We start from the raw sequence: 20,810 nt of genomic DNA on the forward strand, positions 1-20,810 counted from the left end.
CCTAAAACGTCAGGACCCTGGTCTCGGTAACGATCATGTCCAGCGGCTGGTCCGTCGGTTCCAGCGGCAAGGCTTCGGCCTCTTGCGCGTCGAAGGCGAAACCGATGGCCAATGTGGGACGTTTGGCGCGCAGCCCTTCAAGCGTGCGGTCATAAAACCCGCCCCCATAGCCCAATCGCCCGCCTTGCGGATCGAATGCCACAAGAGGCACGATCAGGATTTCAGGGTCAAAATAGTCGTCCGTCTCGGGCACCTTGGCGCCAAATGGACCATCTTTCAGCGGCCCTTCGGGTGTCCACCGCGAAAATCGCAGAGGCCGTCCGGCGCCTTGGATAACCGGAACACCCACGGGACCATAGGCTGCGGCCTCGGCCATGGCGGGCAGAGGGTCGATTTCGGTGCGGATCGGCATGTAGCCAGACAGCGGAACGCCACGAAATCCGGCCAGCACCTCGGACAGGCGGCCCGCGGCGGCCGGCGGCCCCGCGTCGAAGGCCGCTTTGCGCCGGGCAAAGGCAGCCTTGCGCGCTGCGGCCTTGATTTCAGTCAGATCGGTCACAGCAGCACCACGCTTGCAAGCCCTAGAAAGATGAAGAACCCCATTACATCCGTCGTCGTCGTAACGAAGGTTCCCGAGGCCAATGCCGGGTCTACACCCAGGCGATCCAGCACCACCGGTACTACCGTACCAGCGAACCCGGCGATGATCATGTTCACGACCAAGGCGGAACCGATCACGACACCCAGCAGCGGGGATTCAAACCACATCATCCCCACCGTCCCCAGAACGATGGCGAAACACAGCCCGTTCAACATGCCCACCAGCAATTCTCGGCGGATGACCCGTGCCACGTTCGAGCCCGTCAGGTCGCGGGTCGCCAACGCACGTACGGCAACGGTCAGAGACTGTGTTCCGGCGTTACCACCCATCGAGGCAACGATGGGCATCAGAATTGCCAGCGCCACGATCTGCTCGATTGCCGCCTCGAACTGTGAAATCACCAGCGAAGCACAAATGGCGGTGCACAGGTTGACCGCCAGCCAGGGCAAACGACGACGACTGGTTGCTGCAACACTGTCTGAAATCGAGCTGTCATCACTAACACCTGCCAGTCGCAGCATGTCTTCCTCGATCTCTTCATCCAGAACGGCCATTGCGTCGTCTATCGTGATTACCCCGACCAGCCGTTTGTCACTGTCCACCACCGGCGCGGAAATCAGGTGGTATTGGTTGAAAGCATAAGCAACGTCTTCTTCATCCTGATCGACCGGGATGATGTGAAACTCGTCCTCGGCGATGTCCAGCAACTTGGTATCGCGCCGTGCGGCCATCAACTTGCCCAACATGACCTGCGCCACCGGCTTCAGCCGCGGATCGACCAGCACAACGTGATAAAACTGCTCGGGCAGATCGTCCTGCGAGCGCATGTAGTCGATCGCCTGCCCCACCGTCCAATGATCGGGAGCCATGACCACTTCGCGCTGCATCAGTCGGCCTGCCGAGTTCTCGGGATAGGCCAGCGCCTGCAGGGCCGCGATCCGTTCCGAGGCCTCAAGGGCCTCCAGCACCGCTTCCTGCTGCGGCTCCTCCAGATCCTCCAGAAGGTCCACGACATCGTCGCTTTCCATCTCTCGTACGGCCTCGGCCAGAACGTCGGGCCGCAGAACTCCAATGACCTCTTCGCGGACGGATTCGTCCAGTTCGGACAGAATGTCCCCGTCGAATTCCCGATCATACAGGCGGATCAGCCGCGCCCGGTCGTAGGGGTTGATCTGTTCCAGAAGGTCGGCAATATCGGCCGCGTGCAGCGGCTCCATCAGCTCGATCAGCTTCTCGCGATCCTCGACATCCACGGCGTAAAGGATTGCGGCCACCGTTCGCCGGTCCAGCGCATAGACGTCATCATCGCGGGAGGGGTCGGTTCTGTTGTCTTCGGTGCCGGTCGTCATGCGCTGCCCCTTGTTCTGGGAATTGGCCCCTAAATAGAAGAAGCTGCTACCGGAAAACAATGACAATGGTGCGATTTACCCGCATCTTTCACATGCCTATGCTGCAAGCCGGATTCACCAAGGCGGAGATCACGGCGGATGGCGCAAAAGACGCTTCTGACAGGGCGCGTACTGAGTTTCGAACACTCCCCCTTCGAAACGCAACCGGATCAGGCGGTCCGGCTGCACGAAGCCGTTCTGATCGAGGGCGGGAAAATCCGGGAGTTGGGAAGTACCGCTGATTTGCAAACCGCGCACCCCGAGGCGGCCATTCATCACCATGGCGAAAACCTGATCCTGGCTGGTTTCATCGACCCCCATGTCCACTACCCCCAGACGGCGATGATCGCGAGTTGGGGCAAACGGCTGATTGATTGGCTGAACACCTACACTTTTCCAGAAGAGATGAAGTTCGGTGATGCAGACTACGCTGCCGAGATTTCGAACCGATATCTTGACCTGACCGCCGCACACGGCACCACGACCATGTGCAGTTTCTGCACCATTCATCCCGAAAGCGTCGATGCCTTTTTCACGGCCGCCCAGCAGCGCGGTCAGCGTGTCGTGGCCGGGAAGACCTGCATGGACCGCAACGCGCCCGAAGGTCTTCGGGATACGGCCCAAACAGCCTATGACCAGTCGAAGGCTCTGATCGGAAAATGGCAAGGTGTCGACCGGATTTCCTATGCGATCACGCCGCGGTTTTCCCCGACCTCGACCCCCGAACAACTTGAGGCGATGGGTGCGCTGTGGGCAGAACACCCAGATTGCCTCATGCAGACGCATCTCAGCGAGCAGACGGACGAAATCGAATGGGTTCGGTCGCTGTTCCCCGAGGCGCGCGACTACTTGGACACCTATGAAAAATTCGGACTGCTCGGCGCGAACGGCCTCTATGGTCACGTGATCCATCTGGAACCGCGCGAGCGAGACCGCCTGCGTGAGGTCGATGCGTCGCTGATCCATTGCCCCACCTCGAACACTTTCATCGGTTCGGGTCTGTTCGATTTGCACGGGCTGATGCGGGATGGCCATCGTATCGGCCTGGCAACCGACACCGGCGGCGGGTCCAGCTTTTCCATGTTGCGGACCATGGCGGCCGCCTATGAAATCGGCCAATTGCGCGGACATCCGCTGCACCCGGCGCAACTGCTGTGGCTGGGCACCGCAGGCTCGGCCCGGTCGCTGCGGATGGACGACCGCATCGGCAATATCGCCCCCGGAATGGAGGCGGACCTGATCGTGCTCGACCTCGCCTCGACCCCCGCGATTGCCCAGCGAGAGGCCAATGCCCAGTCCCTTTGGGAGGCGGTGTTCCCGACAATAATGATGGGAGATGACCGCGCCATCGCCGATGTGTGGATCGGCGGACGGCGCGTTTCGACCTGAAGGCAGATCAGCCCTGCAATGCGAGGGCCAACCTGTTCTGCCGTTCGATCGCGCGCGGCAGGTCGAATGTGGCAATGTTGCCGTCCCGGACGACCTGTCGCCCCTCGACAAACAGGTGTTTGACGTGCACCGGACCTGCCAGCAGCAAGGCGGCCGGGTCCCAACTGCCCGCGCACTCCACACCCCTTGTGTCCCAAACAGCGATATCCGCGCGTTTGCCCGGCATCAGGCGGCCGCAGTCCGGCCGGTTCAGCACGTCCGCCCCACCCCGCGTCGCGATTTCCAGAGCTTCGCGCGCCGACATGGCATCGGCACCGTTCGCCACACGTTGCAGTAGCATCGCCTGCCGCGCCTCGGCCATCAGGTTGCCGCTGTCGTTGCTTGCGGAACCGTCAACGCCCAAGCCAACCCTTACCCCGTTGTCACGCATCGCGCGCACCGGCGCGATCCCCGAGCCCAGACGGCAATTCGAACAGGGACAGTGCGCCACCCCGGTGCGTGACCGTGAGAACAGGTCTATCTCTGCCCCGTCCAGCTTCACGCAATGGGCGTGCCAGACATCGGGGCCGGTCCAGCCAAGTTCCTCGGCATACTGGCCGGGTCGACAGCCGAACTGGGATTCTGAATACAGTATATCCTCGTCGTTTTCCGCCAGATGGGTGTGCAGCATGACCCCCTTGTCCCGTGCCAGCAGTGCGGTGTCGCGCATCAGATCCCGACTGACCGAAAAGGGTGAACAGGGCGCAAGTCCAACCCTGCACATTGAGCCTTCGGACGGGTCATGGAACGCATCGACCACACGGATCATGTCATTCAGGATGTCGGCCTCGGCCTCGACCAACGTATCGGGTGGCAGACCCCCGTCGCTTTCGCCGATGCTCATCGCGCCGCGGGTCGGATGGAACCGCAGCCCCACCTCCGCAGCGGCCGCGATCGTGTCATCCAAGCGGGACCCATTCGGATACAGGTACAGATGGTCGGAACTGAGCGTGCAGCCCGACAAGGCCAACTCAGCCAGGCCGATCTGAGCCGAAGTGAACATCTCGTCGGGACCGAACCGCGCCCAGATCGGATAGAGCGTCTGCAGCCAGCCGAACAGCAGAGCATCCTGGCCCGCGGGAACAGCTCGCGTCAGTGTCTGGTAGAGATGGTGGTGGGTATTGACCAATCCCGGCGTCACGACACAGCCGCTGAGGTCATGCACCTCTCCGTCGGTGGTCAAACCTTGGCCGATGCGGGCAATCTGACCGTCACGGATCAGCAAATCGGCGCTGGCCAATTCTTGCCGGTTGTCGTCCATGGTCAGGATCGCATCGGCGTTTCTGAGAAGGATTTCGGGCATCTCGCACTCCTGCATCTGCCCGCCTCATGCCAGAAATGCGTGTGCCGGTGGAAAACGGGCGCAAGAACCGACGCTCTGACCCTAGTCAATCGCGGCCGCAGCGGCAACCGTCGTCAGAAGCCGCGCAGAATCTCGAGGGCCGCGGCGTGGATTTCAGGGTTCGCAGCCGCCAGTGCCCGCCCCCCCTGATGGGCCGGCCCGCCCTGCCAGTCGGTTACGACGCCACCGGCCGCCTTGATCACCGCGATCGGGGCCTGAATGTCATACGCGTTCAGTCCAGCCTCGATCACCAGGTCGACCTGCCCGGCCGCCAGCAGTGCGTATGCGTAGCAGTCCATGCCGTAGCGCGTCAGTTGCACCTGTCCGGCCACGGCGCGAAAGGCGTCTCCTTCGGCGGTCGTGCCAACTTCGGGGAATGTCGTGAACAGGATTGCGTCCCGCAGGGCATCCGTCCGACGGGTCGCCAAGCTGGTTCTGCCCAAAGGACCGGTCATGAACGCACCGTCTGCATGACCCACAAACCGTTCGCCGATATAGGGTTGGTCAATCACCCCCATGATCGGCCCGCTATCGTCGCCTAGCGCGATCAGAACGCCCCATGTCGGTGTGCCGCTGACGAAACCGCGGGTGCCGTCGATCGGGTCCAACACCCAGGTTCGCCCCGATTTGCCTTCGACCGCACCGTACTCCTCACCCAAGATGCCGTCGTCGGGGCGCAGCTCGGCCAGAACGGATCGCATGGCCTGCTCGGCTGCGCGATCGGCCACGGTCACCGGGTCATACCCGCCTTTCAGCTTGTTTGAGGTTTCAAGATTCGACTGGCGAAAATACGGCAAAATGGCCGCACGCGCCGCGTCGGCCATTTTCTCGGCAACTTCAAGGTCACTTGCAGAGGCTTTGGTCATGCGCAACTGGTGCGCTCAGCCCTGTGCGAAGTCAAGTCCCGGTCTCAGGCCACGTCGCTGAGAACGCGCGCAAGCTCAAACAGGCGCCGGCGCTGGTTTTCCGGGATCGCGTAGTAGGACCGAACCAGATCCAACGCTTCCTTGTCGCCCATCAGATCAGCAGGAACCGATTTTTTGCCCGAATCTTCCTTCTGGGCGTCCTCCAGACCTTCAAAGAAAAAGCTGACCGGAACGTCCAGAGCTTCGGCAATGTCCCACAGGCGTGATGCGCTGATGCGGTTGGCCCCGGTTTCGTATTTCTGGATCTGCTGGAACTTGATACCGACCTGCTGTGCCAGCTGCTGCTGCGTCATGCCAATCAACCAGCGGCGATGCCGTACGCGCTTGCCCACATGGACATCGACGTGATGGGTCATTGGTATTCTCCTCTGTTACACACAACCGCCCGGGAAAACGCTAACTGAACCATGACCGCACACTAGCGAGACGCTTGTAAAAAACTCTCTAATACGGAACGTGCCCCCCGAAACAGCACTGACAAGCAATATTGCCGCTTTTTGGAAAATTTTCAAGATGGTTGAATCTGCGCGCCCGAAGGAAGGTTTACGGTTGTGCACGATTTGGCCAGTGCGACAACGACGCCCGGGCCGTTCCCTTCCGGAATGATTGACAAGTCAGGGGCGGCCCCGGTCAATGGCGCCAACATGGAGATTTGAGATGCTGGCCTACCAGATCCAGTCTGCCGGAGAGCAGGCCAAATTGCGCGAGATCCCCGTGCCCGCACCCGCCGAAGGCCAGATCCGCGTGGCCATTCGCGCCTGCGGGCTGAACTTTGCCGATCTTCTGATGCAGAAGGGCACGTATCAGGATACGCCAGCGGCCCCTTTCACATTGGGGCTTGAGGTTGCGGGGGTCGTAGACGCGGTCGGCGCAGGGGTCAGCCATCTGAAGCCCGGAGACCGGGTCGCGGTATACTCAGGCCAGGGCGGATTGGCGCAATTCGGGGTTTTTGACGCCGACCGTGCCGTACTCATCCCCCGGTCGTGCAGCTTTGAAGACGCGGCAGCCATCCAGATCGCCTACGGAACCAGCCATATGGCGCTGGACCATCGGGCGCGGCTGCAACCGGGCGAGACGCTCTTGGTGACCGGTGCCGCCGGCGGGGTCGGGTTGACGGCAGTCGAGATCGGCAAGCTGATGGGCGCGACGGTGATCGCACAGGCCCGGGGCGCCGATAAACTGGCGGTCGCCCGCGCGGCCGGGGCCGATCACCTGATCGACGCGGACGAAGATCTGCGCGAGCGCGTGCTGGCATTGGGTGGCGCAGACGTTGTCTATGACGCCATCGGTGGCGACGTGTTCAAGGCTGCCTTCCGGGCGACCAATCCCGAAGGCCGCCTGCTGCCGATAGGTTTTGCCGGCGGCGAAGTCCCGCAGATACCGGCCAATCATTTGCTGGTGAAGAACCTGACTGTGATCGGGTTCTACATCGGTGGCTATCTGAGGTTCCGGCCCGAGGTCGTTCGCAACAGCTTTGAGACCCTCTTTGCCTGGCATGCCGAGGGACGCATCCGGCCCCATATCAGCCACACCCTGCCGTTGTCCGAAGTTGCGCAGGGCATGGCTCTGCTGAAGGCACGAAAGTCGACCGGGAAAGTCGTCATCACGATCTGACCGGATCAGCCCACCACGGCGCGCAGTGGTGTACCACCAAGCATGTGGAAGTTCTGCCGCACCAGCGCAGCGAGGGCCTCCACCACTTCGCCGCGCCCCTGATCGCCTCCGTAAAGGTTGATCATATGCGCCGGCAATTCGGGCAGAACCCCACCTGAATCGATCTTCTCCAGATGTGCCGCCTCGGTCCCCTCAAGCATGGCGTGGACGGCGAGGTCCGCGCTGACGGTAGCCTCGATCGTGCGGTCGTTCTCGGTTTCGACCGACAGCTCCCATGGAATGCCTGCTGCATCCAAGGCGGCAATGACCTGAGGCCGGAAGAGGCAGCGCCGACCCAGCGCCAACGGAAGCGGCCGCCGCCGCCAAGCCGAGCCTCCTGATGCGCCGATCCAGCGCAGGGGCAGCTCTGCAATGGTTTCACCGCCATCCGAATTTGCAGCCTCGGTCGTCAGGATCACGTCACATTCACCACGCCGAAACATCTCTTTCAACTGGATTGAATAGGACGAAACCAACTGCACCCGCACGCGCGGGAAGTCGGCATTGAACCGCTGCAGAACCCGTGGAATGGCCGGGTAGACGATATCGTGCGGCACCCCGAGCACCACCTCGCCCTCAAAGGCCTGATCGGTCAGCTTCGAAATGACCTCGTCGTTCAACGCCACCATTCGCCGGGCATAAGCCAACAGCTGTTCGCCAGAGGCCGTCAACGCGATGGTGCGCCCAGACCGGTCCAGCAATTCCAGGCCCAACAGCTCTTCCAGACGTTTCAGCTGCATGGACACAGCCGACTGTGTCAGATGCAGGAAACCGGCGGCACGCGTTACGCCCCCGTGGTCCGCGACCGCCACGAATGAGCGCAGGGTGGTGATGTCTAGGTTCCGCATCATCAATAATCCTTATGTATGAATTCAAAAACATTCATTTTTAAAATATGCCACAACCCGCCATATAGTTCAAGGAAACTGATAAGAAAACAGATATACATCACAGACCGATGAAAGGACACAAGTCATGACCCAAATCGCTGCACACCGACCCTGTGCCTCGGCATCGATCAAAACGGGCAATTGGCTTCAGCGAATGCTTGCGGCCGCTCATCAACGGCGGGAGCTGGCCCGGCTGGATGACCGCGCCCTGCAAGACATCGGGATCACCCGATCAGAGGCCCTGACAGAAGCATCCCGCCCGTTCTGGGACGCGCCCGAAACCTGGCGCAAGCGGCCCTGAATGCACGGCCTGCAACGGATTTCAGCGCCACCTTCCAAAGCGGCGCTGAAATTGTTGACCATATTGCTGAGTTTTGGCCCCAAAACCCTTGAAACATGCGCTACACTCTCCGATATTTGCAGGGAAATCGCCCCGCAACCGGGGGCTGAAAGCTGAATTCAAGGGAGACCTCTATGGCACAATTCGATACGATCCGGACGGCGACTGGCGCGCGCGCTGCCGAGATTGACGAGGGCCTGCGCGCCCACATGAACAAGGTCTACGGCACGATGTCCGTGGGCATGCTGATCACCTTTGCGGTTGCATGGGCTGTAGGAACCAGCCCGCAGCTGCTGTCGGTGTTCCGCGATCCGGTGACCCTCAGCCCGAACATTCTGGGCTGGATCGTCATGTTCGCTCCGCTGATCATGGTGTTTGCCTTCGGCGCGGCCATCAACCGCCTCAGCGCAGCTGGCGCCCAACTGTTCTTCTACGCCTTTGCGGCGGTGATGGGCCTGTCGCTCAGCTGGATCTTCGTGGCCTTTACCGGCATTTCGATCGCCCAGGTCTTTCTGGTGACCTCGATCGCCTTCGCCGGTCTGTCGCTGTACGGTTACGTCACCAAGAAGGACCTGTCCGGTATGGGCACCTTCCTGATGATGGGTGTGATCGGCCTGATTGTGGCCATGGTCATCAACCTGTTCCTGCAATCGCCAGCCATCATGTTCGCCGTGTCGATCCTGGGCGTTCTGATTTTTGCGGGCCTCACCGCCTATGACACCCAGAAGATCAAGACCACCTACATCCAGATGGCCCATGCGGGCGATCAGGAGTGGCTGGGCAAGGCCGCCATCATGGGTGCGCTGAACCTGTACCTGGACTTCATCAACATGTTCATGTTCCTGCTGCAGCTGCTCGGCAATCGCGAGTAAGACTGCCGGAACACCAAATCAAAGGGCGGGCCCGAAAGGCCCGCCCTTTTTTTTGTTCCGGCGTCAGCAAAGCCAGCCCAAAGAAAAAGGCCCCAGCCAAATGGCAAGGGCCTTACATCATTGTAATCGCAACGGATCCGATCAGCTGCAGTTCAGCGGAACCGCGAAACCCGAGCTGCGCGACGACCCGCCCTTGCGGTATACGTCGCCGGCAGGCAGACAGCCGGTAAAGCGCTCGGTCTGGCTGCCGAACGCGGCCCCAACCGAGTTGTCCACCTTGGTGCTGTTGTTTTCGGTGCGCAACACGCCGAACAGGGTTCCGTTCACGCTCACCGTGCTCAGGAACATGGTGCTGCTGCTGCCGGTCAACTGTACGGCCGTGGTGTCGGACCGTCCGCCATTGTCGATGGCAACGCCCGCGACCTTGTCGAATTCTGTCTTGTCAGTGCTGGCCTGAATGGTCGGCAATTCAGCCAACTCAGCTGGGACGTTCGTCGCAGGCGGAACAAAGGCAACGGCGCCTTTGACGTCCGAAACGGTTCTTGGTTCGCCATCAATGCCGGTGAACCCGACGCCTTGGCGGTTGAACGGGTCCTCACAGGCCGAAAGTGTCAGAATGGCGATTGCGGGCAACAAGATTTTTTTCATGGCGCTCAACATTTTGTGGCGGTTTGCTGAACCGTACTGGCAGGCGGGGCAAAAAAGCAAGCCAACACCAATCAGAATACCTGTCGGCCTGATGCGCCTCTGCAACGGCCCTAAACGGCCGGATCGGGCGGCGTCAGGGCTACACGACACGGTCAAAACAACGAAAAAGGGTCCTGCCGAAGCAGAACCCCCTAAGCTTTCGCGTCGAAAAAAGGCAGATTACTTGATCTTGCCTTCCTTGTACTCGACATGCTTCCGAACGACCGGGTCGTACTTACGAACGGTCATTTTCTCGGTCATGGTGCGAGCGTTCTTTTTGGTCACGTAGAAGTGGCCCGTGCCCGCGGTCGAGTTCAGACGGATCTTGATTGTCGTCGGCTTCGCCATGGTTATCTCCTGCGTCCGGAAAGGCAGGGGCCTTTCGGTTGAATTCCTATGAGCGTGCGCTTTTACCCGGTCGCGCGCCCGAGTCAACCTGAATCGGCGGTGTTTCAACACAAATCACAGTATCCGACACACAGTGGATCAGCGCCCGGTTTGGACAGGTCACGGTTTCGTGATATGATCGCGTCACAGCATCCCAGAACGCCGCGGTCCAAGGTTGTGCGGCGTGAGGCAGCGAAACCGGGCAAGACCCTCTGTCAGCAGAGTTTTCTTGTACGTCTGCTTGGGGGAAATCATGACAGAATGGAAACTTCAGGGCGAGACTCTGGCCAATTGCAACTGTGATTTCGGTTGCCCCTGCCAGTTCAGCAGCCTGCCCAGTCACGGGAATTGCGAGGCCGTGGTCGTCTTTGACATCACAAGCGGCCACTACGGGGACACGGATCTTTCCGGCCTGCGGGCTGCGGGTGTCTACCACTGGCCAGGCCCGATTCACGAGGGCAACGGGCAGATGCAACTGATCATCGACGAACGGGCGGACGCCGATCAGCGGGCCGCCCTGCAGGCCATCATGTCCGGTGAGGACACCGATGAAATGGCCACCATGTGGTATGTCTACAGCGCCATGGCGCCGACCAAGCATGAGACACTGTTTGCTGAAATCGACGTGAACTGGAGCCGCGAAGACCGGACCGGCTACGCGAAGGTCAAGAACGTGTTCGATGTGGACGTCAAGCCGATCGCCCATATCGTCTCGGGCCAACCGCATCGCGCGTCGATCCAGTTGCCACATGGCTTCGAATACCGCCACGCCGAGGTCGCCTCGGGAACGGCCAGGACAAGCGGTTCAGCCATAGACCTGACCTTCGAGTCCTCACATGCCCATCTGGCGCATTTAAATATCTCAGGTCATGGCGTTGTCGGGCCATAGTGCAGACGCGTCGGAACAGGCCCGCCCTGCCCGAACGATCAGCCTCGAGCGAGTACTGCGAAAAGAACGTCTGATCGTCGCTGGAAGTGTCCTTCTGATCGTTTCGGGTGCGGTCTGGTACACGGTCGCCGGTGTCGGGATGCAGATGTCGGCCGTCGAGATGACTCGGATGGCCGGTCCAATTGGCCAGCCCATGCCGATGGGGGCCGGTGCCGTCTGGACGCTTTGGTACGCCGCATTGGTCTTTGCCATGTGGTGGGTGATGATGGTCGCAATGATGACGCCCAGCGCGGCCCCGACTGCCCTATTGTTTGTGGCGTTGAAACGGGTTGGACCCGACAGGCAGCGCAGCGCCAGCTTCGGATTGGCCTTTCTGTCGGGGTATCTTTTTGCCTGGGCCGTGTTCAGCCTTGGGGCAACCGGACCGCAATGGGGCCTGCAACAGATCGGAGCGATGGATGGCCCGATGATGACCATCCGGTCCGGAATCTTGGCGGGCATCGTTCTCTGTGCTGCCGGGATGTATCAGTTCAGCGGGTTGAAATCCGCGTGCCTCCGCCATTGTCAGAGCCCGGCTGCCTTTCTGACCCACCACAACCGGCCCGGGCATTGGGGTGCGTTTCGATGCGGCGCCCTGCACGGAGCCTACTGCTTGGGCTGCTGCTGGGCCTTGATGGCACTACTGTTCGTCGGCGGCATCATGAACCTTTGGTGGATCGTCGCAATCGCCGTCTACGTCGCGCTGGAAAAGCTGTTGCCCCGGGCGGGATGGCTGACGCCGGTCGTCGGTGTCGTTTTGATCGGATTGGGAGCCTGGGTGTCGATCACCGCATTGGTTTGATGCGGCAAGCCTGTCTTCCGGGCCAAGGAGCCGGCCAATTGGAGCGCTCTGCACATTTCGTTCACGAGGAGATCGTCATGCCTGTCTTCATCACTTATGCCTCTTATTCCAACGCCGGTGTCAAAGGGATGCTGAAGAAACCGGAAAACCGCACCGGGCCGGTGGCGGCGCTGCTGGAGAAGGTTGGCGGCAAACTGCTGGCGTTCTACGTGACGACCGGAAGCAATGACGTGGTGGTCATCAGCGAAGCTCCGGACGGAACGGATGCCGTGGCCGTTGGTATGGCCGTTGCGGCTTCGGGGGCGGTTTCGCGTGTCGAAACGGTTCGGGCCTGGTCGGCCGACGAATTTGTTGCCATCACCGAGAAAGCCTCGAAACTGGTCGCGGCCTACACACCGCCCGGAGGATGAAGAAGATACGCGCGGAGGGCCTGTAAGCCGGATCCTGTTCCGGGGTTGCCCCCTTCGATGACCATTCCTCTAGGCCGGGCATTGCTGCGCGGCTCGAGCTGCCAACCCGGTCCCTCTCGGCCAAGGCGAGCCTAGCGGCGGTATCGGCTGACGCCGACCGGCCCGCGCGGGGACCCTATTCGGCATTGCTCCCGGTGGGGCTTGCCGTGCCGCCGCTGTTGCCAGCGGCGCGGTGGGCTCTTACTCCACCGTTTCACCCTTGCCATGATGTGCCGGAGGCGAACCTCCGATCCGTCATGGCGGTCTGTTTTCTGTGGCGCTTTCCGTCGGGTTTCCCCGCCCGGGCGTTACCCGGCACCGTTGCCTTGTGGAGTCCGGACTTTCCTCTCGGGCCTGAGCCCCAGCGGCCATCCGGCCCTCCGCGCGGTTGCCGGGTTAAACGTCCACCCGAATACCGTCAAGGTGTTCCATCAAACCAGCCAGTCGTTCGATGTCGCCCATATCCTTCTTGGACAGGGGCCCGCGCCGCCACGGGGCAAACCGGCTTCGGAACGCTTTCAGCAGATCCGCGGCAGGGGCTTTGGGGTACCCGGCCCTCTTGGCAACCAATGCAAAGTATTGGTCGTCTGGCGGCAATTCATCAAGGCATATACCCTTCAGAACGGCCGGCCCCGCTGCCATTTTTTGTTGCGCGAGACGATCCCAATCAAACTTGGGACCGGGATCAAGCTTTCGCTCGGGGGCCATGTCCGAATGGGCGATAACGTTCCACGGCTTGATCCCCAACCGCTCTTGTAGATGTGAAAGCAGGTTTTCCAATACCGCCATCTGCGGTTCGGAGAAAGGATGATCGCCGCGATTGTCGAGTTCGATCCCGATGGAGCGGGAATTGATGTCGCTGAACCCCCGCCACGCACCTGCACCAGCGTGCCAGGCGCGATCTTCCTCACGGACCATCTGCCAGAGCGTTCCGTCGCAGCCGATCAGATAGTGGGCTGATACCTCGGCGTCCGGGTCGCACAAACGCTCGAGCGCGGCTTGAGCGCTGTTCATCGCGGTGTAGTGAAGCACCACCAGCGACGGCTTCAACCCATCCCGGCGGGGGCCGAAATTGGGGGATGGGTGCCAGATCGGCGAGAGTTCAGTTGCCGACGGCACTGCGGAACGGGCTGGGGTCCCAGCCGCAGGCAAATCCGTCGCCATCCGGGTCCAGGCCCTTGCGGTCGCGCTGGGGGCCTCCATTGGCCAGGAAATCGATCTGAGCCTGGTCGGGCGATGCGTAGCCTGCGCAGTTGCGTTGTGCCTTGGCCTGCAAATTGAACCCAGCTCGGCTGTAGAGCTGTGTTCCAACTGGATTGGTCGTAGTCAGAGCATATTGGACGATATTGGGCTGTCCGTCCGACCCGCGCTGAGGAACCGCCGTCGGCGCGACAACCTCGTATGTCTGACGGTTCTGCTGAATCAGCGCGGCATCATCCTGGATGCTGCGGCTGCTTGAAACCGCTGCGAAATCCTGCTCGTTCGATATGCCGTTTGAGCTTACGGCCACCGGTGCAGTCGGCTGCGCCGATGTGCTCGCCAATGCCGCCGCGGTCTGGTTGGCAATGTCCGTGGCGCTGTCGCCCGTCGTGAAGGGGGCGGGACCGGCTTCGGCATTCAACTGCTCCTGCGAAATGGCCGGCGGCGGCAGCAGCGGGTTGCCTGCTGCGCCCTGCCCAGCCAACTGCGCCTCGCGTTCGGCCTGATACTGCGGCGTGTTGAAGCCGGAGTCCGTGACTGGCGCCACGGTATCGCAAGCCGCGACGAACCCGAAGGCCGGAATGAGAAGCATTTTGCGCATGGAACTGCTCCGTCCTCGCGTTGTTACCGCTGCCTGAGGGTTACCACCATTTGCCCGGCTTGGCCACAAACCCGGCGGCATTCTCAAGCGCGTAGGCGGTATTCAGTAGGTCACCTTCTTCCCACGGACGACCGATCAGCTGCAGCCCCAGCGGCAAGCCCTGCCCGTCAAGACCGGCGGGAACCGAGATGCCCGGAAGACCCGCGAGGTTGACGGTCACGGTGAACACGTCGTTCAGATACATCTGCACCGGGTCGGCCTCGGTCATTTCGCCCAGACCGAACGCCGCCGAAGGTGTCGCCGGTGTCAGGATCGCATCGACACCTGCGGCAAAGACATCCTCGAAGTCTTTCTTGATCAGGGTCCGCACCTTGCGGGCGCGGTTGTAATAGGCGTCATAGAAACCGGCCGACAGAACGTAAGTGCCGACCATGACGCGGCGCTGCACCTCGTGGCCAAAGCCTTCGGCGCGGGTCTTTTCATACATCTCGGTGATGCCGTCGCCCTGCGCCAGCTGCGCACGGCGGCCATAGCGCACGCCGTCATAGCGCGCCAGGTTCGACGACGCCTCGGCCGGCGCGATTACATAGTAGGCCGGAAGCGCGTATTTGGTGTGCGGCAGCGAGATGTCGACGATCTCGGCCCCGGCGGCCTTGAGCATTTCGGCCCCATCCGCCCACAGCTTTTCGATCTCGGCGGGCATGCCATCCATCCGGTATTCCTTTGGAATGCCGATTTTCTTGCCCTTGATGTCGCCGGTCAGCATGGCCTCAAAATTCGGAACAGCCAGCTCGGCGCTGGTCGAGTCCTTCGGATCGTGCCCGCACATCGCCTCAAGCATGATGGCTGCGTCGCGCACGTTCTTGGTCATCGGCCCGGCCTGATCCAGCGAGGACGCAAAGGCCACGATGCCCCAGCGCGAGCAACGGCCATAGGTCGGCTTGATGCCGGTGATTCCGGTAAAGGCGGCGGGCTGACGGATCGAGCCACCGGTGTCGGTTCCGGTCGCCGCAAGGCACAGATCGGCTGCGACGGCAGACGCCGAACCACCCGAGGAACCGCCCGGGGTCAGCTGCGCGTCATCATTGCCGCGCCGCCAAGGGTTCACCGCATTGCCATAGACCGAGGTTTCGTTGGACGAACCCATGGCAAACTCGTCCATGTTCAGCTTGCCCAGCATCACCGCTCCCGCATCGGCCAGTTGCTGCGAGACCGTGGATTCGTATTCGGGCTTGAACCCGTCCAGAATCTTGGACGCAGCTTGCGAGGGCACGCCCTTGGTGCAGAACAGATCCTTGATGCCGATCGGCAGGCCACACATGGCGGGCGCGTCGCCGGCCTTGAGGCGCTCATCGGCGGCCTTGGCGCGCTCCAGCGCGATTTCCGGGGTCTTATGCACGAAAGCGTTCAGTACATCGGCTGCGTCGATCGCCTTCAGGCAGGCCTCGGTCAGCTCGACCGAGGTCACATCTCCGTTGCGCAGGGCGTTGCGGGCCTCGGCAAGGCTCAGTTTGTTCAGATCGGACATGTCTTACTCCACCACCTTGGGAACCGCGAAAAAGCCCTCGCGCGCGTCGGGAGCGTTGGACAGGATCTTGTCCTGCATGTTCCCGTCGGTCACCACGTCCTCGCGCCGCTTCAGCCGCATCGGCGTCACCGAGACCATCGGCTCGACCCCTTCGACGTCAACTTCGTTCAGCTGTTCGATGAACCCCAGGATCGTGTTGAATTCCGAGGCCAGCGCGGGCAACGCGTCATCCTCGACCTTGATCCGGGCCAGTTTGGCCACCTTGGCGGCGGTGCTTTGGTCAATCGACATGGGAAACCTCATATGCGTTACAGGGGCATTTACCCGTCTGATGCAGCAGTCGCAAGACCACTGAGCCACAGCGATTTGTCCAAAGCCCACGCGGTTGCCGCCAAGCCAAACAATTTTGAATACCCGCTATGCAAAAAAGTGAACTAATTAGTTCACTTTGACGATTGAAGCCGGCGCAAAAAGTTACTTTATGTACTGAACGAAACAGTTCAGTCCGGAGAATAATCATGAAACGCATGTTGATTGCTGTGTCCGTTGTTCTGACAACCGGTGCCGCGCCGGCCCTCGCGCTGGGGGTTCCCATGGGCGACCTGACACCGACGCTGACCTTCCCCGATCAGCACCCCTCGGATCAGGTGAGCCAGGAGAAATCTTCGCTCCGCAACTAACCCTACCGCTTCCCTGTTGGATCGGGCCGGTTCTCCCCCCTTTTTCCGCCCCGATCCTGCACCTGCCCTCGTGGCGCCGCCGACCCTGAATGGGTCGGCGCTTTTTTGTTGAAGCACGGTGCCCTATCGTTCATTCACTCAAGAGTGTCAGGTCAGCATGACCAAATATCCCGAGGTGCCGTTGCCAAAGCAGGAGATGCCATGACAGAGCGCAAGCAGAAGGTTCTGGATGCAATTGATACGGCCAATTCGGCCGATCCCACCCAAGAAGACGGTCGCCCCGCCGCGCTGCTTTATGGCGAACGGATGAGCGCCGAGTTGGATCGACTGTTCCCCGACGCCTCCGAGCCGTTGCAGATCGCCGCGCGCGGCCAGCATGTCGAGCGTTGGAAGCTGGCCCGCTCGGCATACCCTGATGGGCGCGCGGGTTATCTGGCGTGGCGCAAAGCCCAGGCCGAGCATCACGCGCAGGTCGTGGCCGAGCTGATGTCCGAGGCCGGGTACGATCAGGCCGAGATCGACGCCGCCCGTCGCATGTTGCGCAAACAGGGCATCAAGCGTGACGACGACGTTCAGGCGCTGGAGGACGTGATCTGCTTTGTCTTTCTGAAATGGTATTTTGCGCCCTTCGCCACGAAACACTCGGACGAAAAGATCCAGCGCATCGTCGAAAAGACCGCCCGCAAGATGTCGGCCGAGGCGCGCCGACGCGTGCTGGACGAGTTCGACCTACCCGAAGACCTAGCCAGCGCCTTCAAGGATTGACGGGTCATGACTGATGACATGCAGCTGTTGATCGACCTGCACCTGCCCAACGACCGGCAAGGCCCCGGCAGCGACGCGGCAACGCAACTGGCGCTGACGCTGGCGGGCGTACAAGCCGATCCCGGACTGAAGATCGCTGATATTGGCTGCGGAACCGGCGCGGCGGCCTTCTGCCTTGCGCGCCATCTGGGCGCATCGGTGACGGCAGTGGATTTCCTGCCGGAGTTTCTGACCGAGCTGAACAGACGCGCGCAGGACTTGGGTCTGGCGGCCCGGGTTCACACCCTTGAGGCGTCGATGGAGGACCTGCCCTTCGACGATGCCAGCCTTGACGTGATCTGGTCGGAAGGCGCGATCTACAACATGGGGTTCGAAAACGGTTTGAACGCCTGGCGTCGGTTCCTGAAACCCGGCGGTGTCCTGGCTGTGTCCGAGCTGACCTGGCTGACCGATCAACGCCCCGAACCTCTGACACGGCACTGGGATGCCGCCTATCCCGAAGTTGCGACCGCCGGACGGAAGATCCGCCAGATTGAGACCGCCGGTTATGAACCTGTCGGCTATTTCCCGCTGGGCTCTGACTGCTGGATGGAGAACTACTATCTCCCCCTGAAACGCAGCTTCCCTGCCTTCCTCGACCGGCAGGGCAATTCCGAGCAGGCCAAAGCGCTTGTCGATGCGGAACAGGCCGAGATTGATTTGTACGAAACCTATTCCGACTATGTCAGCTATGGGTTCTACGTGGCACGGCGTCTGCCGGACTGACCGAATCCGTCATGGCCCGGCGGTACACCTCAATCATCCAGCCCAGCATGGTGGCGTTCAGGATGTGCCACATGAAATGCGTTCCCATCGGGATGCGGGCGCAAAGCGGCGCATCGAGCGCACGGAAGGTGATCGACGCGATCAGGATCACAGCCCCGACCGCCAGACCCAGGGCCACTTGCGGCCTGCGCACGCGGAAAAGATACGCATAGATCAGGATCAATAAAGGCACCGGAGCATATGCGGCCGACCCGCCCAGCCCGGGAACCAGTTGAAACACCGGAATGGTCAGCGCCGCATAGGGGATGAACAAGGCCGTCAGAAACGCCGCCTTCGGCGTGGATAGCTGCCAGATGTCCCGGTTCACCGCGAAGATATAGATCAGGATGAACAGCAAGATCGGCGTCGTATCCGCCAGCGCGGCCCAGACCTGCGCATGGGTATGAAACAGATAGCTGCCAATACCGATCACCGCCAGAATGGCGACCAGCAGGCGGGCCAAGGGCAGACCCTGCCCGTGCACCCGCCGCCACATCACCCATGCCGCCAGCAGAAAGGCCGCGTTGGTCACGGCGTTTACGGGTTCGGCCCAATAGGTCGGCGACAGGCGCTCGCAATAGCCGTCGATTTCTCGCATCCAGTCCATGGATTTTTACATAGCCGATGCTAGGCTGACCCTGAACCGGTTTCAGGAGGGTCTTTCATGAAAATCATCTGGTTGGGGCATGGCAGCTTCCGAATTCACGCGGCAGGACAGGTCCTGCTGATCGACCCCTGGCTCAGCGGCAACCCGATGCTGCCCGAGGATCAGCACGAGGCCGCCGTCCAGGGCGCCACGCATATCCTGCTGACCCACGCACATTTCGACCACGTTGCCGACGTTCTGCCGCTGGCCAAACGCCTGAACATTCCCGTCGTGGGCCAATACGACGTCATGGCGCATTGGGCCGAGGCCGAAGGGATCGAGACCATCGGCTTCAACAAGGGCGGCCGGGTCGATCTGAACGGGGTCAAGGTCGACATGGTGCCGGCCTCGCACAGCTCGACCTTCGCTACACCCGATGGCCCGCGCGCCGGTGGGTCCGAGGTGGGGTTCATCCTGTCGGCCGATGGTCACACGGTCTATGTCTCGGGCGACACCACGATCATGGCCGACATGGAGTGGATCGGCGACTATTACAAACCCGATATCGGCATCCTGTCGGCGGGCGGCTACTTCACGATGGACATGAAAGCCGCCGCCTATGCCTCCCGGCGGTATTTCGACTTCAAGACGGTGATCCCCTGCCACTATCGGACTTTCCCGACCCTGGAACAATCCGCCAAGGACTTGGCGGACGGGCTACCGGGCGTAACCGTCATCGAGCCCGAGGTCCTGCAGGAGATCGAGCTTTGACACCCGCGCTGGCCTTCTCGGCGGAAGAATACGCGGCGCGGCTGGCCAAGACCCGTTCCGCGATGGCCCAGCGGGGTGTCGAAACCCTGCTGGTTGCCGACCCTTCGAACATGGCCTGGCTGACGGGCTATGACGGCTGGAGCTTCTACGTCCCGCAGATGGTGATCGTCCCACGCGACGGCGCGCCCCTGTGGTGGGGCCGGACGCAGGACAAGCCCGGCGCGGCGCAGACCACCTGGCTGGACCCGGACAACCTGTTCGACTGGCCCGAAGAACATGTGCAGCACCCCGACCATCACCCGGTCGAGTCGCTGGCATCGCTGCTGCGCGCGCGCGGCTGGACGACCCATCTGGGTGTCGAGATGGACAATTATTACTACTCGGCCGCCAGCCACCGAATCCTTGAGACCGCGTTCGGCCGGGATGCGCTTGTCGACGCGACCGGGTTGGTGAACTGGCAGCGTGCGGTCAAAAGCGAGGCCGAGATCGCCTTGATGCGCAAGGCCGGGCAGTTGACCACGCATATGCACGCGGTGCTGCGCGACGGGTTCCGCGCCGGGGTTCCCAAGAACGTGCTCGTGGCCGAGGTTCAGGCGGCGGGCATCGCCGGGCTGCCGGGGCTTGCGGGCGACTATCCCGCGATTGCGCCCATCGCGCCTTCCGGGGCCGAGGCCTCGGCCTCGCACATCACCTGGAACGACCGTCCGCTGACACCGGGCGAGGCGACCTATTTCGAAATCTCGGGCTGCCACCGCCGCTATCACTGCCCGGCCAGCCGCAGCCTGTTTCTGGGTGACCCGCCTGCCGATATCCGGCGCGCGGAAACCGCGATTCTCACCGCGATCGAGGACACGCTGGTCGCCGCCCGCCCCGGCGCCACCTGCGAAGAGGTCGCCGCCTGCGTCTATGACAGCTTTGCCCGGGCCGGCTATGTCAAAGGCAATCGCACGGGCTATCCGGTGGGCCTGAGCTATCCGCCCGATTGGGGCGAGCGCACCATGAGCTTGCGCCCGGGCGACAGCACCGTTCTGCAGGACAACATGACCTTTCACCTGATGCCGGGCCTGTGGACCCCGGATTGGGGGCTGGCCATCACCGAAACTTTCGTCGTCACGCCGACGGGCGGGCAACCCTTGGCAGACATCCCCCGCGAACTGGTCGTGAAACCGGCCTGAGCGCGCC

General features: G+C 61.7%; 25 protein-coding genes and 1 other RNA gene. 12 read left to right on the plus strand and 14 right to left on the minus strand.

Features of this window, described 5'->3' with window-relative positions:
* Position 1: 1 nt before the first annotated feature.
* Both ACR0NB_RS08635 and mgtE read right to left on the minus strand, forming a co-directional pair.
* The gene (locus tag ACR0NB_RS08635) at positions 2 to 559 is read right to left on the minus strand and encodes a 5-formyltetrahydrofolate cyclo-ligase (protein WP_093964760.1); all 558 of its coding nucleotides are present in this window, start codon (positions 557 to 559) and stop codon (positions 2 to 4) included.
* Positions 556 to 1,950, minus strand: coding sequence for a magnesium transporter (mgtE, locus tag ACR0NB_RS08640; RefSeq protein WP_475143142.1), 1,395 nt, complete (start codon positions 1,948 to 1,950; stop codon positions 556 to 558). The genes ACR0NB_RS08635 and mgtE overlap by 4 nt, the downstream gene beginning before the upstream one ends.
* Before the next feature lie 138 nt (positions 1,951 to 2,088).
* On the opposite strand from mgtE, the gene guaD reads away from it, so the two are divergent.
* Positions 2,089 to 3,378: a guanine deaminase gene (gene guaD, locus ACR0NB_RS08645; RefSeq protein ID WP_170364666.1), complete on the plus strand. Its 1,290-nt coding sequence runs from the start codon at positions 2,089 to 2,091 to the stop codon at positions 3,376 to 3,378.
* Between the two features lie 7 nt (positions 3,379 to 3,385).
* Here the strand turns inward: guaD and ACR0NB_RS08650 are convergent, their stop codons facing one another.
* The 3 genes from ACR0NB_RS08650 to ACR0NB_RS08660 form a co-directional block, all read right to left on the minus strand.
* Entirely contained in the window at positions 3,386 to 4,720 is a 1,335-nt protein-coding gene (locus tag ACR0NB_RS08650) for an 8-oxoguanine deaminase (RefSeq protein WP_480775422.1), read from the minus strand.
* 113 nt (positions 4,721 to 4,833) lie between these two features.
* A complete protein-coding gene (gene hisN / locus ACR0NB_RS08655; RefSeq protein WP_480775423.1) occupies positions 4,834 to 5,625 on the minus strand; it encodes a histidinol-phosphatase in 792 nt (263 codons plus the stop codon).
* 44 nt (positions 5,626 to 5,669) lie between these two features.
* Positions 5,670 to 6,041: a helix-turn-helix domain-containing protein gene (locus ACR0NB_RS08660; protein ID WP_093964756.1), complete on the minus strand. Its 372-nt coding sequence runs from the start codon at positions 6,039 to 6,041 to the stop codon at positions 5,670 to 5,672.
* A 301-nt stretch (positions 6,042 to 6,342) separates the two neighbouring features.
* Here ACR0NB_RS08660 and ACR0NB_RS08665 point away from each other — a divergent pair, with 301 nt between their 5' ends.
* Positions 6,343 to 7,299, plus strand: coding sequence for an NADPH:quinone oxidoreductase family protein (locus tag ACR0NB_RS08665; protein WP_480775424.1), 957 nt, complete (start codon positions 6,343 to 6,345; stop codon positions 7,297 to 7,299).
* A gap of 5 nt (positions 7,300 to 7,304) precedes the next feature.
* Here the strand turns inward: ACR0NB_RS08665 and ACR0NB_RS08670 are convergent, their stop codons facing one another.
* Positions 7,305 to 8,186, minus strand: a complete 882-nt coding sequence (locus tag ACR0NB_RS08670) for a LysR family transcriptional regulator (protein ID WP_093965049.1) — start codon at positions 8,184 to 8,186, stop codon at positions 7,305 to 7,307.
* A 127-nt stretch (positions 8,187 to 8,313) separates the two neighbouring features.
* Here ACR0NB_RS08670 and ACR0NB_RS08675 point away from each other — a divergent pair, with 127 nt between their 5' ends.
* Together ACR0NB_RS08675 and ACR0NB_RS08680 are read left to right on the plus strand one after the other, a co-directional pair.
* A complete protein-coding gene (locus tag ACR0NB_RS08675) occupies positions 8,314 to 8,529 on the plus strand; it encodes a DUF1127 domain-containing protein (RefSeq protein WP_093964754.1) in 216 nt (71 codons plus the stop codon).
* A 173-nt stretch (positions 8,530 to 8,702) separates the two neighbouring features.
* Positions 8,703 to 9,440, plus strand: coding sequence for a Bax inhibitor-1/YccA family protein (locus ACR0NB_RS08680; protein WP_170340154.1), 738 nt, complete (start codon positions 8,703 to 8,705; stop codon positions 9,438 to 9,440).
* 141 nt (positions 9,441 to 9,581) lie between these two features.
* Here ACR0NB_RS08680 and ACR0NB_RS08685 read toward each other — a convergent pair whose 3' ends face one another.
* Positions 9,582 to 10,088, minus strand: coding sequence for a lipoprotein (locus ACR0NB_RS08685; RefSeq protein ID WP_170340151.1), 507 nt, complete (start codon positions 10,086 to 10,088; stop codon positions 9,582 to 9,584).
* A 219-nt stretch (positions 10,089 to 10,307) separates the two neighbouring features.
* Positions 10,308 to 10,475 (minus strand): 50S ribosomal protein L33, encoded by a 168-nt coding sequence (rpmG, locus tag ACR0NB_RS08690; RefSeq protein ID WP_007799108.1) that lies wholly within the window; start codon positions 10,473 to 10,475, stop codon positions 10,308 to 10,310.
* A gap of 292 nt (positions 10,476 to 10,767) precedes the next feature.
* Here rpmG and ACR0NB_RS08695 point away from each other — a divergent pair, with 292 nt between their 5' ends.
* The 3 genes from ACR0NB_RS08695 (at position 10,768) to ACR0NB_RS08705 (ending at position 12,654) form a co-directional block, all read left to right on the plus strand.
* Positions 10,768 to 11,403 (plus strand): DUF1326 domain-containing protein, encoded by a 636-nt coding sequence (locus ACR0NB_RS08695; protein WP_149774645.1) that lies wholly within the window; start codon positions 10,768 to 10,770, stop codon positions 11,401 to 11,403.
* A complete protein-coding gene (locus tag ACR0NB_RS08700) occupies positions 11,390 to 12,244 on the plus strand; it encodes a DUF2182 domain-containing protein (RefSeq protein ID WP_480775425.1) in 855 nt (284 codons plus the stop codon). The genes ACR0NB_RS08695 and ACR0NB_RS08700 overlap by 14 nt, the downstream gene beginning before the upstream one ends.
* A gap of 77 nt (positions 12,245 to 12,321) precedes the next feature.
* Positions 12,322 to 12,654 carry a GYD domain-containing protein gene (locus ACR0NB_RS08705; protein WP_149774644.1) on the plus strand — a complete coding sequence of 111 codons (333 nt, stop codon included), beginning with the start codon at positions 12,322 to 12,324 and terminating at the stop codon, positions 12,652 to 12,654.
* Between the two features lie 7 nt (positions 12,655 to 12,661).
* Here ACR0NB_RS08705 and rnpB read toward each other — a convergent pair.
* The 5 genes from rnpB to gatC all read right to left on the minus strand — a co-directional run bounded on the left by rnpB (position 12,662) and on the right by gatC (position 16,313).
* Positions 12,662 to 13,077, minus strand: an RNA gene (gene rnpB / locus ACR0NB_RS08710) — RNase P RNA component class A.
* Positions 13,078 to 13,089: 12 nt separating this feature from the next.
* Positions 13,090 to 13,857: an N-acetylmuramoyl-L-alanine amidase gene (locus ACR0NB_RS08715; RefSeq protein ID WP_170434549.1), complete on the minus strand. Its 768-nt coding sequence runs from the start codon at positions 13,855 to 13,857 to the stop codon at positions 13,090 to 13,092.
* Positions 13,796 to 14,494 (minus strand): hypothetical protein, encoded by a 699-nt coding sequence (locus ACR0NB_RS08720; protein ID WP_093964748.1) that lies wholly within the window; start codon positions 14,492 to 14,494, stop codon positions 13,796 to 13,798. Before ACR0NB_RS08720 ends, ACR0NB_RS08715 begins: the two co-directional genes overlap by 62 nt.
* Positions 14,495 to 14,534: 40 nt before the next feature.
* Positions 14,535 to 16,022, minus strand: coding sequence for an Asp-tRNA(Asn)/Glu-tRNA(Gln) amidotransferase subunit GatA (gene gatA, locus ACR0NB_RS08725; protein ID WP_480775426.1), 1,488 nt, complete (start codon positions 16,020 to 16,022; stop codon positions 14,535 to 14,537).
* A 3-nt stretch (positions 16,023 to 16,025) separates the two neighbouring features.
* A complete protein-coding gene (gene gatC / locus ACR0NB_RS08730; protein ID WP_005981734.1) occupies positions 16,026 to 16,313 on the minus strand; it encodes an Asp-tRNA(Asn)/Glu-tRNA(Gln) amidotransferase subunit GatC in 288 nt (95 codons plus the stop codon).
* A 227-nt stretch (positions 16,314 to 16,540) separates the two neighbouring features.
* Here gatC and ACR0NB_RS08735 point away from each other — a divergent pair, with 227 nt between their 5' ends.
* From ACR0NB_RS08735 to ACR0NB_RS08745, 3 genes are all read left to right on the plus strand, one after another.
* Positions 16,541 to 16,702, plus strand: coding sequence for a hypothetical protein (locus ACR0NB_RS08735; RefSeq protein WP_480775427.1), 162 nt, complete (start codon positions 16,541 to 16,543; stop codon positions 16,700 to 16,702).
* Positions 16,703 to 16,903: 201 nt separating this feature from the next.
* Entirely contained in the window at positions 16,904 to 17,467 is a 564-nt protein-coding gene (locus ACR0NB_RS08740; RefSeq protein ID WP_480775428.1) for a DUF4202 domain-containing protein, read from the plus strand.
* 6 nt (positions 17,468 to 17,473) lie between these two features.
* Entirely contained in the window at positions 17,474 to 18,232 is a 759-nt protein-coding gene (locus ACR0NB_RS08745; protein WP_480775429.1) for a class I SAM-dependent methyltransferase, read from the plus strand.
* On the opposite strand, the gene ACR0NB_RS08750 is transcribed toward ACR0NB_RS08745, so the two are convergent.
* Entirely contained in the window at positions 18,192 to 18,878 is a 687-nt protein-coding gene (locus ACR0NB_RS08750) for a ceramidase domain-containing protein (protein WP_480775430.1), read from the minus strand. The two genes, ACR0NB_RS08745 and ACR0NB_RS08750, sit on opposite strands and share 41 nt — an antisense overlap.
* A gap of 57 nt (positions 18,879 to 18,935) precedes the next feature.
* On the opposite strand from ACR0NB_RS08750, the gene ACR0NB_RS08755 reads away from it, so the two are divergent.
* Both ACR0NB_RS08755 and ACR0NB_RS08760 read left to right on the plus strand, forming a co-directional pair.
* Positions 18,936 to 19,628, plus strand: coding sequence for a metal-dependent hydrolase (locus ACR0NB_RS08755; protein ID WP_480775431.1), 693 nt, complete (start codon positions 18,936 to 18,938; stop codon positions 19,626 to 19,628).
* A complete protein-coding gene (locus tag ACR0NB_RS08760) occupies positions 19,625 to 20,803 on the plus strand; it encodes a M24 family metallopeptidase (RefSeq protein WP_480775432.1) in 1,179 nt (392 codons plus the stop codon). The genes ACR0NB_RS08755 and ACR0NB_RS08760 overlap by 4 nt, the downstream gene beginning before the upstream one ends.
* Positions 20,804 to 20,810 lie beyond the last annotated feature (7 nt).

The organism is Ruegeria sp. CG3, from assembly GCF_056537205.1.

Bases quoted from the DNA above. Each gene is read 5' to 3' on its own strand.
- mgtE (WP_475143142.1), bottom strand. From the start codon at position 1,950: ATGACGACCGGCACCGAAGACAACAGAACCGACCCCTCCCGCGATGAT.
- guaD (WP_170364666.1), top strand. From the start codon at position 2,089: ATGGCGCAAAAGACGCTTCTGACAGGGCGCGTACTGAGTTTCGAACAC.
- ACR0NB_RS08650 (WP_480775422.1), bottom strand. From the start codon at position 4,720: ATGCCCGAAATCCTTCTCAGAAACGCCGATGCGATCCTGACCATGGAC.
- hisN (WP_480775423.1), bottom strand. From the start codon at position 5,625: ATGACCAAAGCCTCTGCAAGTGACCTTGAAGTTGCCGAGAAAATGGCC.
- ACR0NB_RS08660 (WP_093964756.1), bottom strand. From the start codon at position 6,041: ATGACCCATCACGTCGATGTCCATGTGGGCAAGCGCGTACGGCATCGC.
- ACR0NB_RS08665 (WP_480775424.1), top strand. From the start codon at position 6,343: ATGCTGGCCTACCAGATCCAGTCTGCCGGAGAGCAGGCCAAATTGCGC.
- ACR0NB_RS08670 (WP_093965049.1), bottom strand. From the start codon at position 8,186: ATGCGGAACCTAGACATCACCACCCTGCGCTCATTCGTGGCGGTCGCG.
- ACR0NB_RS08675 (WP_093964754.1), top strand. From the start codon at position 8,314: ATGACCCAAATCGCTGCACACCGACCCTGTGCCTCGGCATCGATCAAA.
- ACR0NB_RS08680 (WP_170340154.1), top strand. From the start codon at position 8,703: ATGGCACAATTCGATACGATCCGGACGGCGACTGGCGCGCGCGCTGCC.
- ACR0NB_RS08685 (WP_170340151.1), bottom strand. From the start codon at position 10,088: ATGAAAAAAATCTTGTTGCCCGCAATCGCCATTCTGACACTTTCGGCC.
- rpmG (WP_007799108.1), bottom strand. From the start codon at position 10,475: ATGGCGAAGCCGACGACAATCAAGATCCGTCTGAACTCGACCGCGGGC.
- ACR0NB_RS08695 (WP_149774645.1), top strand. From the start codon at position 10,768: ATGACAGAATGGAAACTTCAGGGCGAGACTCTGGCCAATTGCAACTGT.
- ACR0NB_RS08705 (WP_149774644.1), top strand. From the start codon at position 12,322: ATGCCTGTCTTCATCACTTATGCCTCTTATTCCAACGCCGGTGTCAAA.
- ACR0NB_RS08715 (WP_170434549.1), bottom strand. From the start codon at position 13,857: ATGGCGACGGATTTGCCTGCGGCTGGGACCCCAGCCCGTTCCGCAGTG.
- ACR0NB_RS08720 (WP_093964748.1), bottom strand. From the start codon at position 14,494: ATGCGCAAAATGCTTCTCATTCCGGCCTTCGGGTTCGTCGCGGCTTGC.
- gatA (WP_480775426.1), bottom strand. From the start codon at position 16,022: ATGTCCGATCTGAACAAACTGAGCCTTGCCGAGGCCCGCAACGCCCTG.
- gatC (WP_005981734.1), bottom strand. From the start codon at position 16,313: ATGTCGATTGACCAAAGCACCGCCGCCAAGGTGGCCAAACTGGCCCGG.
- ACR0NB_RS08735 (WP_480775427.1), top strand. From the start codon at position 16,541: ATGAAACGCATGTTGATTGCTGTGTCCGTTGTTCTGACAACCGGTGCC.
- ACR0NB_RS08740 (WP_480775428.1), top strand. From the start codon at position 16,904: ATGACAGAGCGCAAGCAGAAGGTTCTGGATGCAATTGATACGGCCAAT.
- ACR0NB_RS08745 (WP_480775429.1), top strand. From the start codon at position 17,474: ATGACTGATGACATGCAGCTGTTGATCGACCTGCACCTGCCCAACGAC.
- ACR0NB_RS08750 (WP_480775430.1), bottom strand. From the start codon at position 18,878: ATGGACTGGATGCGAGAAATCGACGGCTATTGCGAGCGCCTGTCGCCG.
- ACR0NB_RS08755 (WP_480775431.1), top strand. From the start codon at position 18,936: ATGAAAATCATCTGGTTGGGGCATGGCAGCTTCCGAATTCACGCGGCA.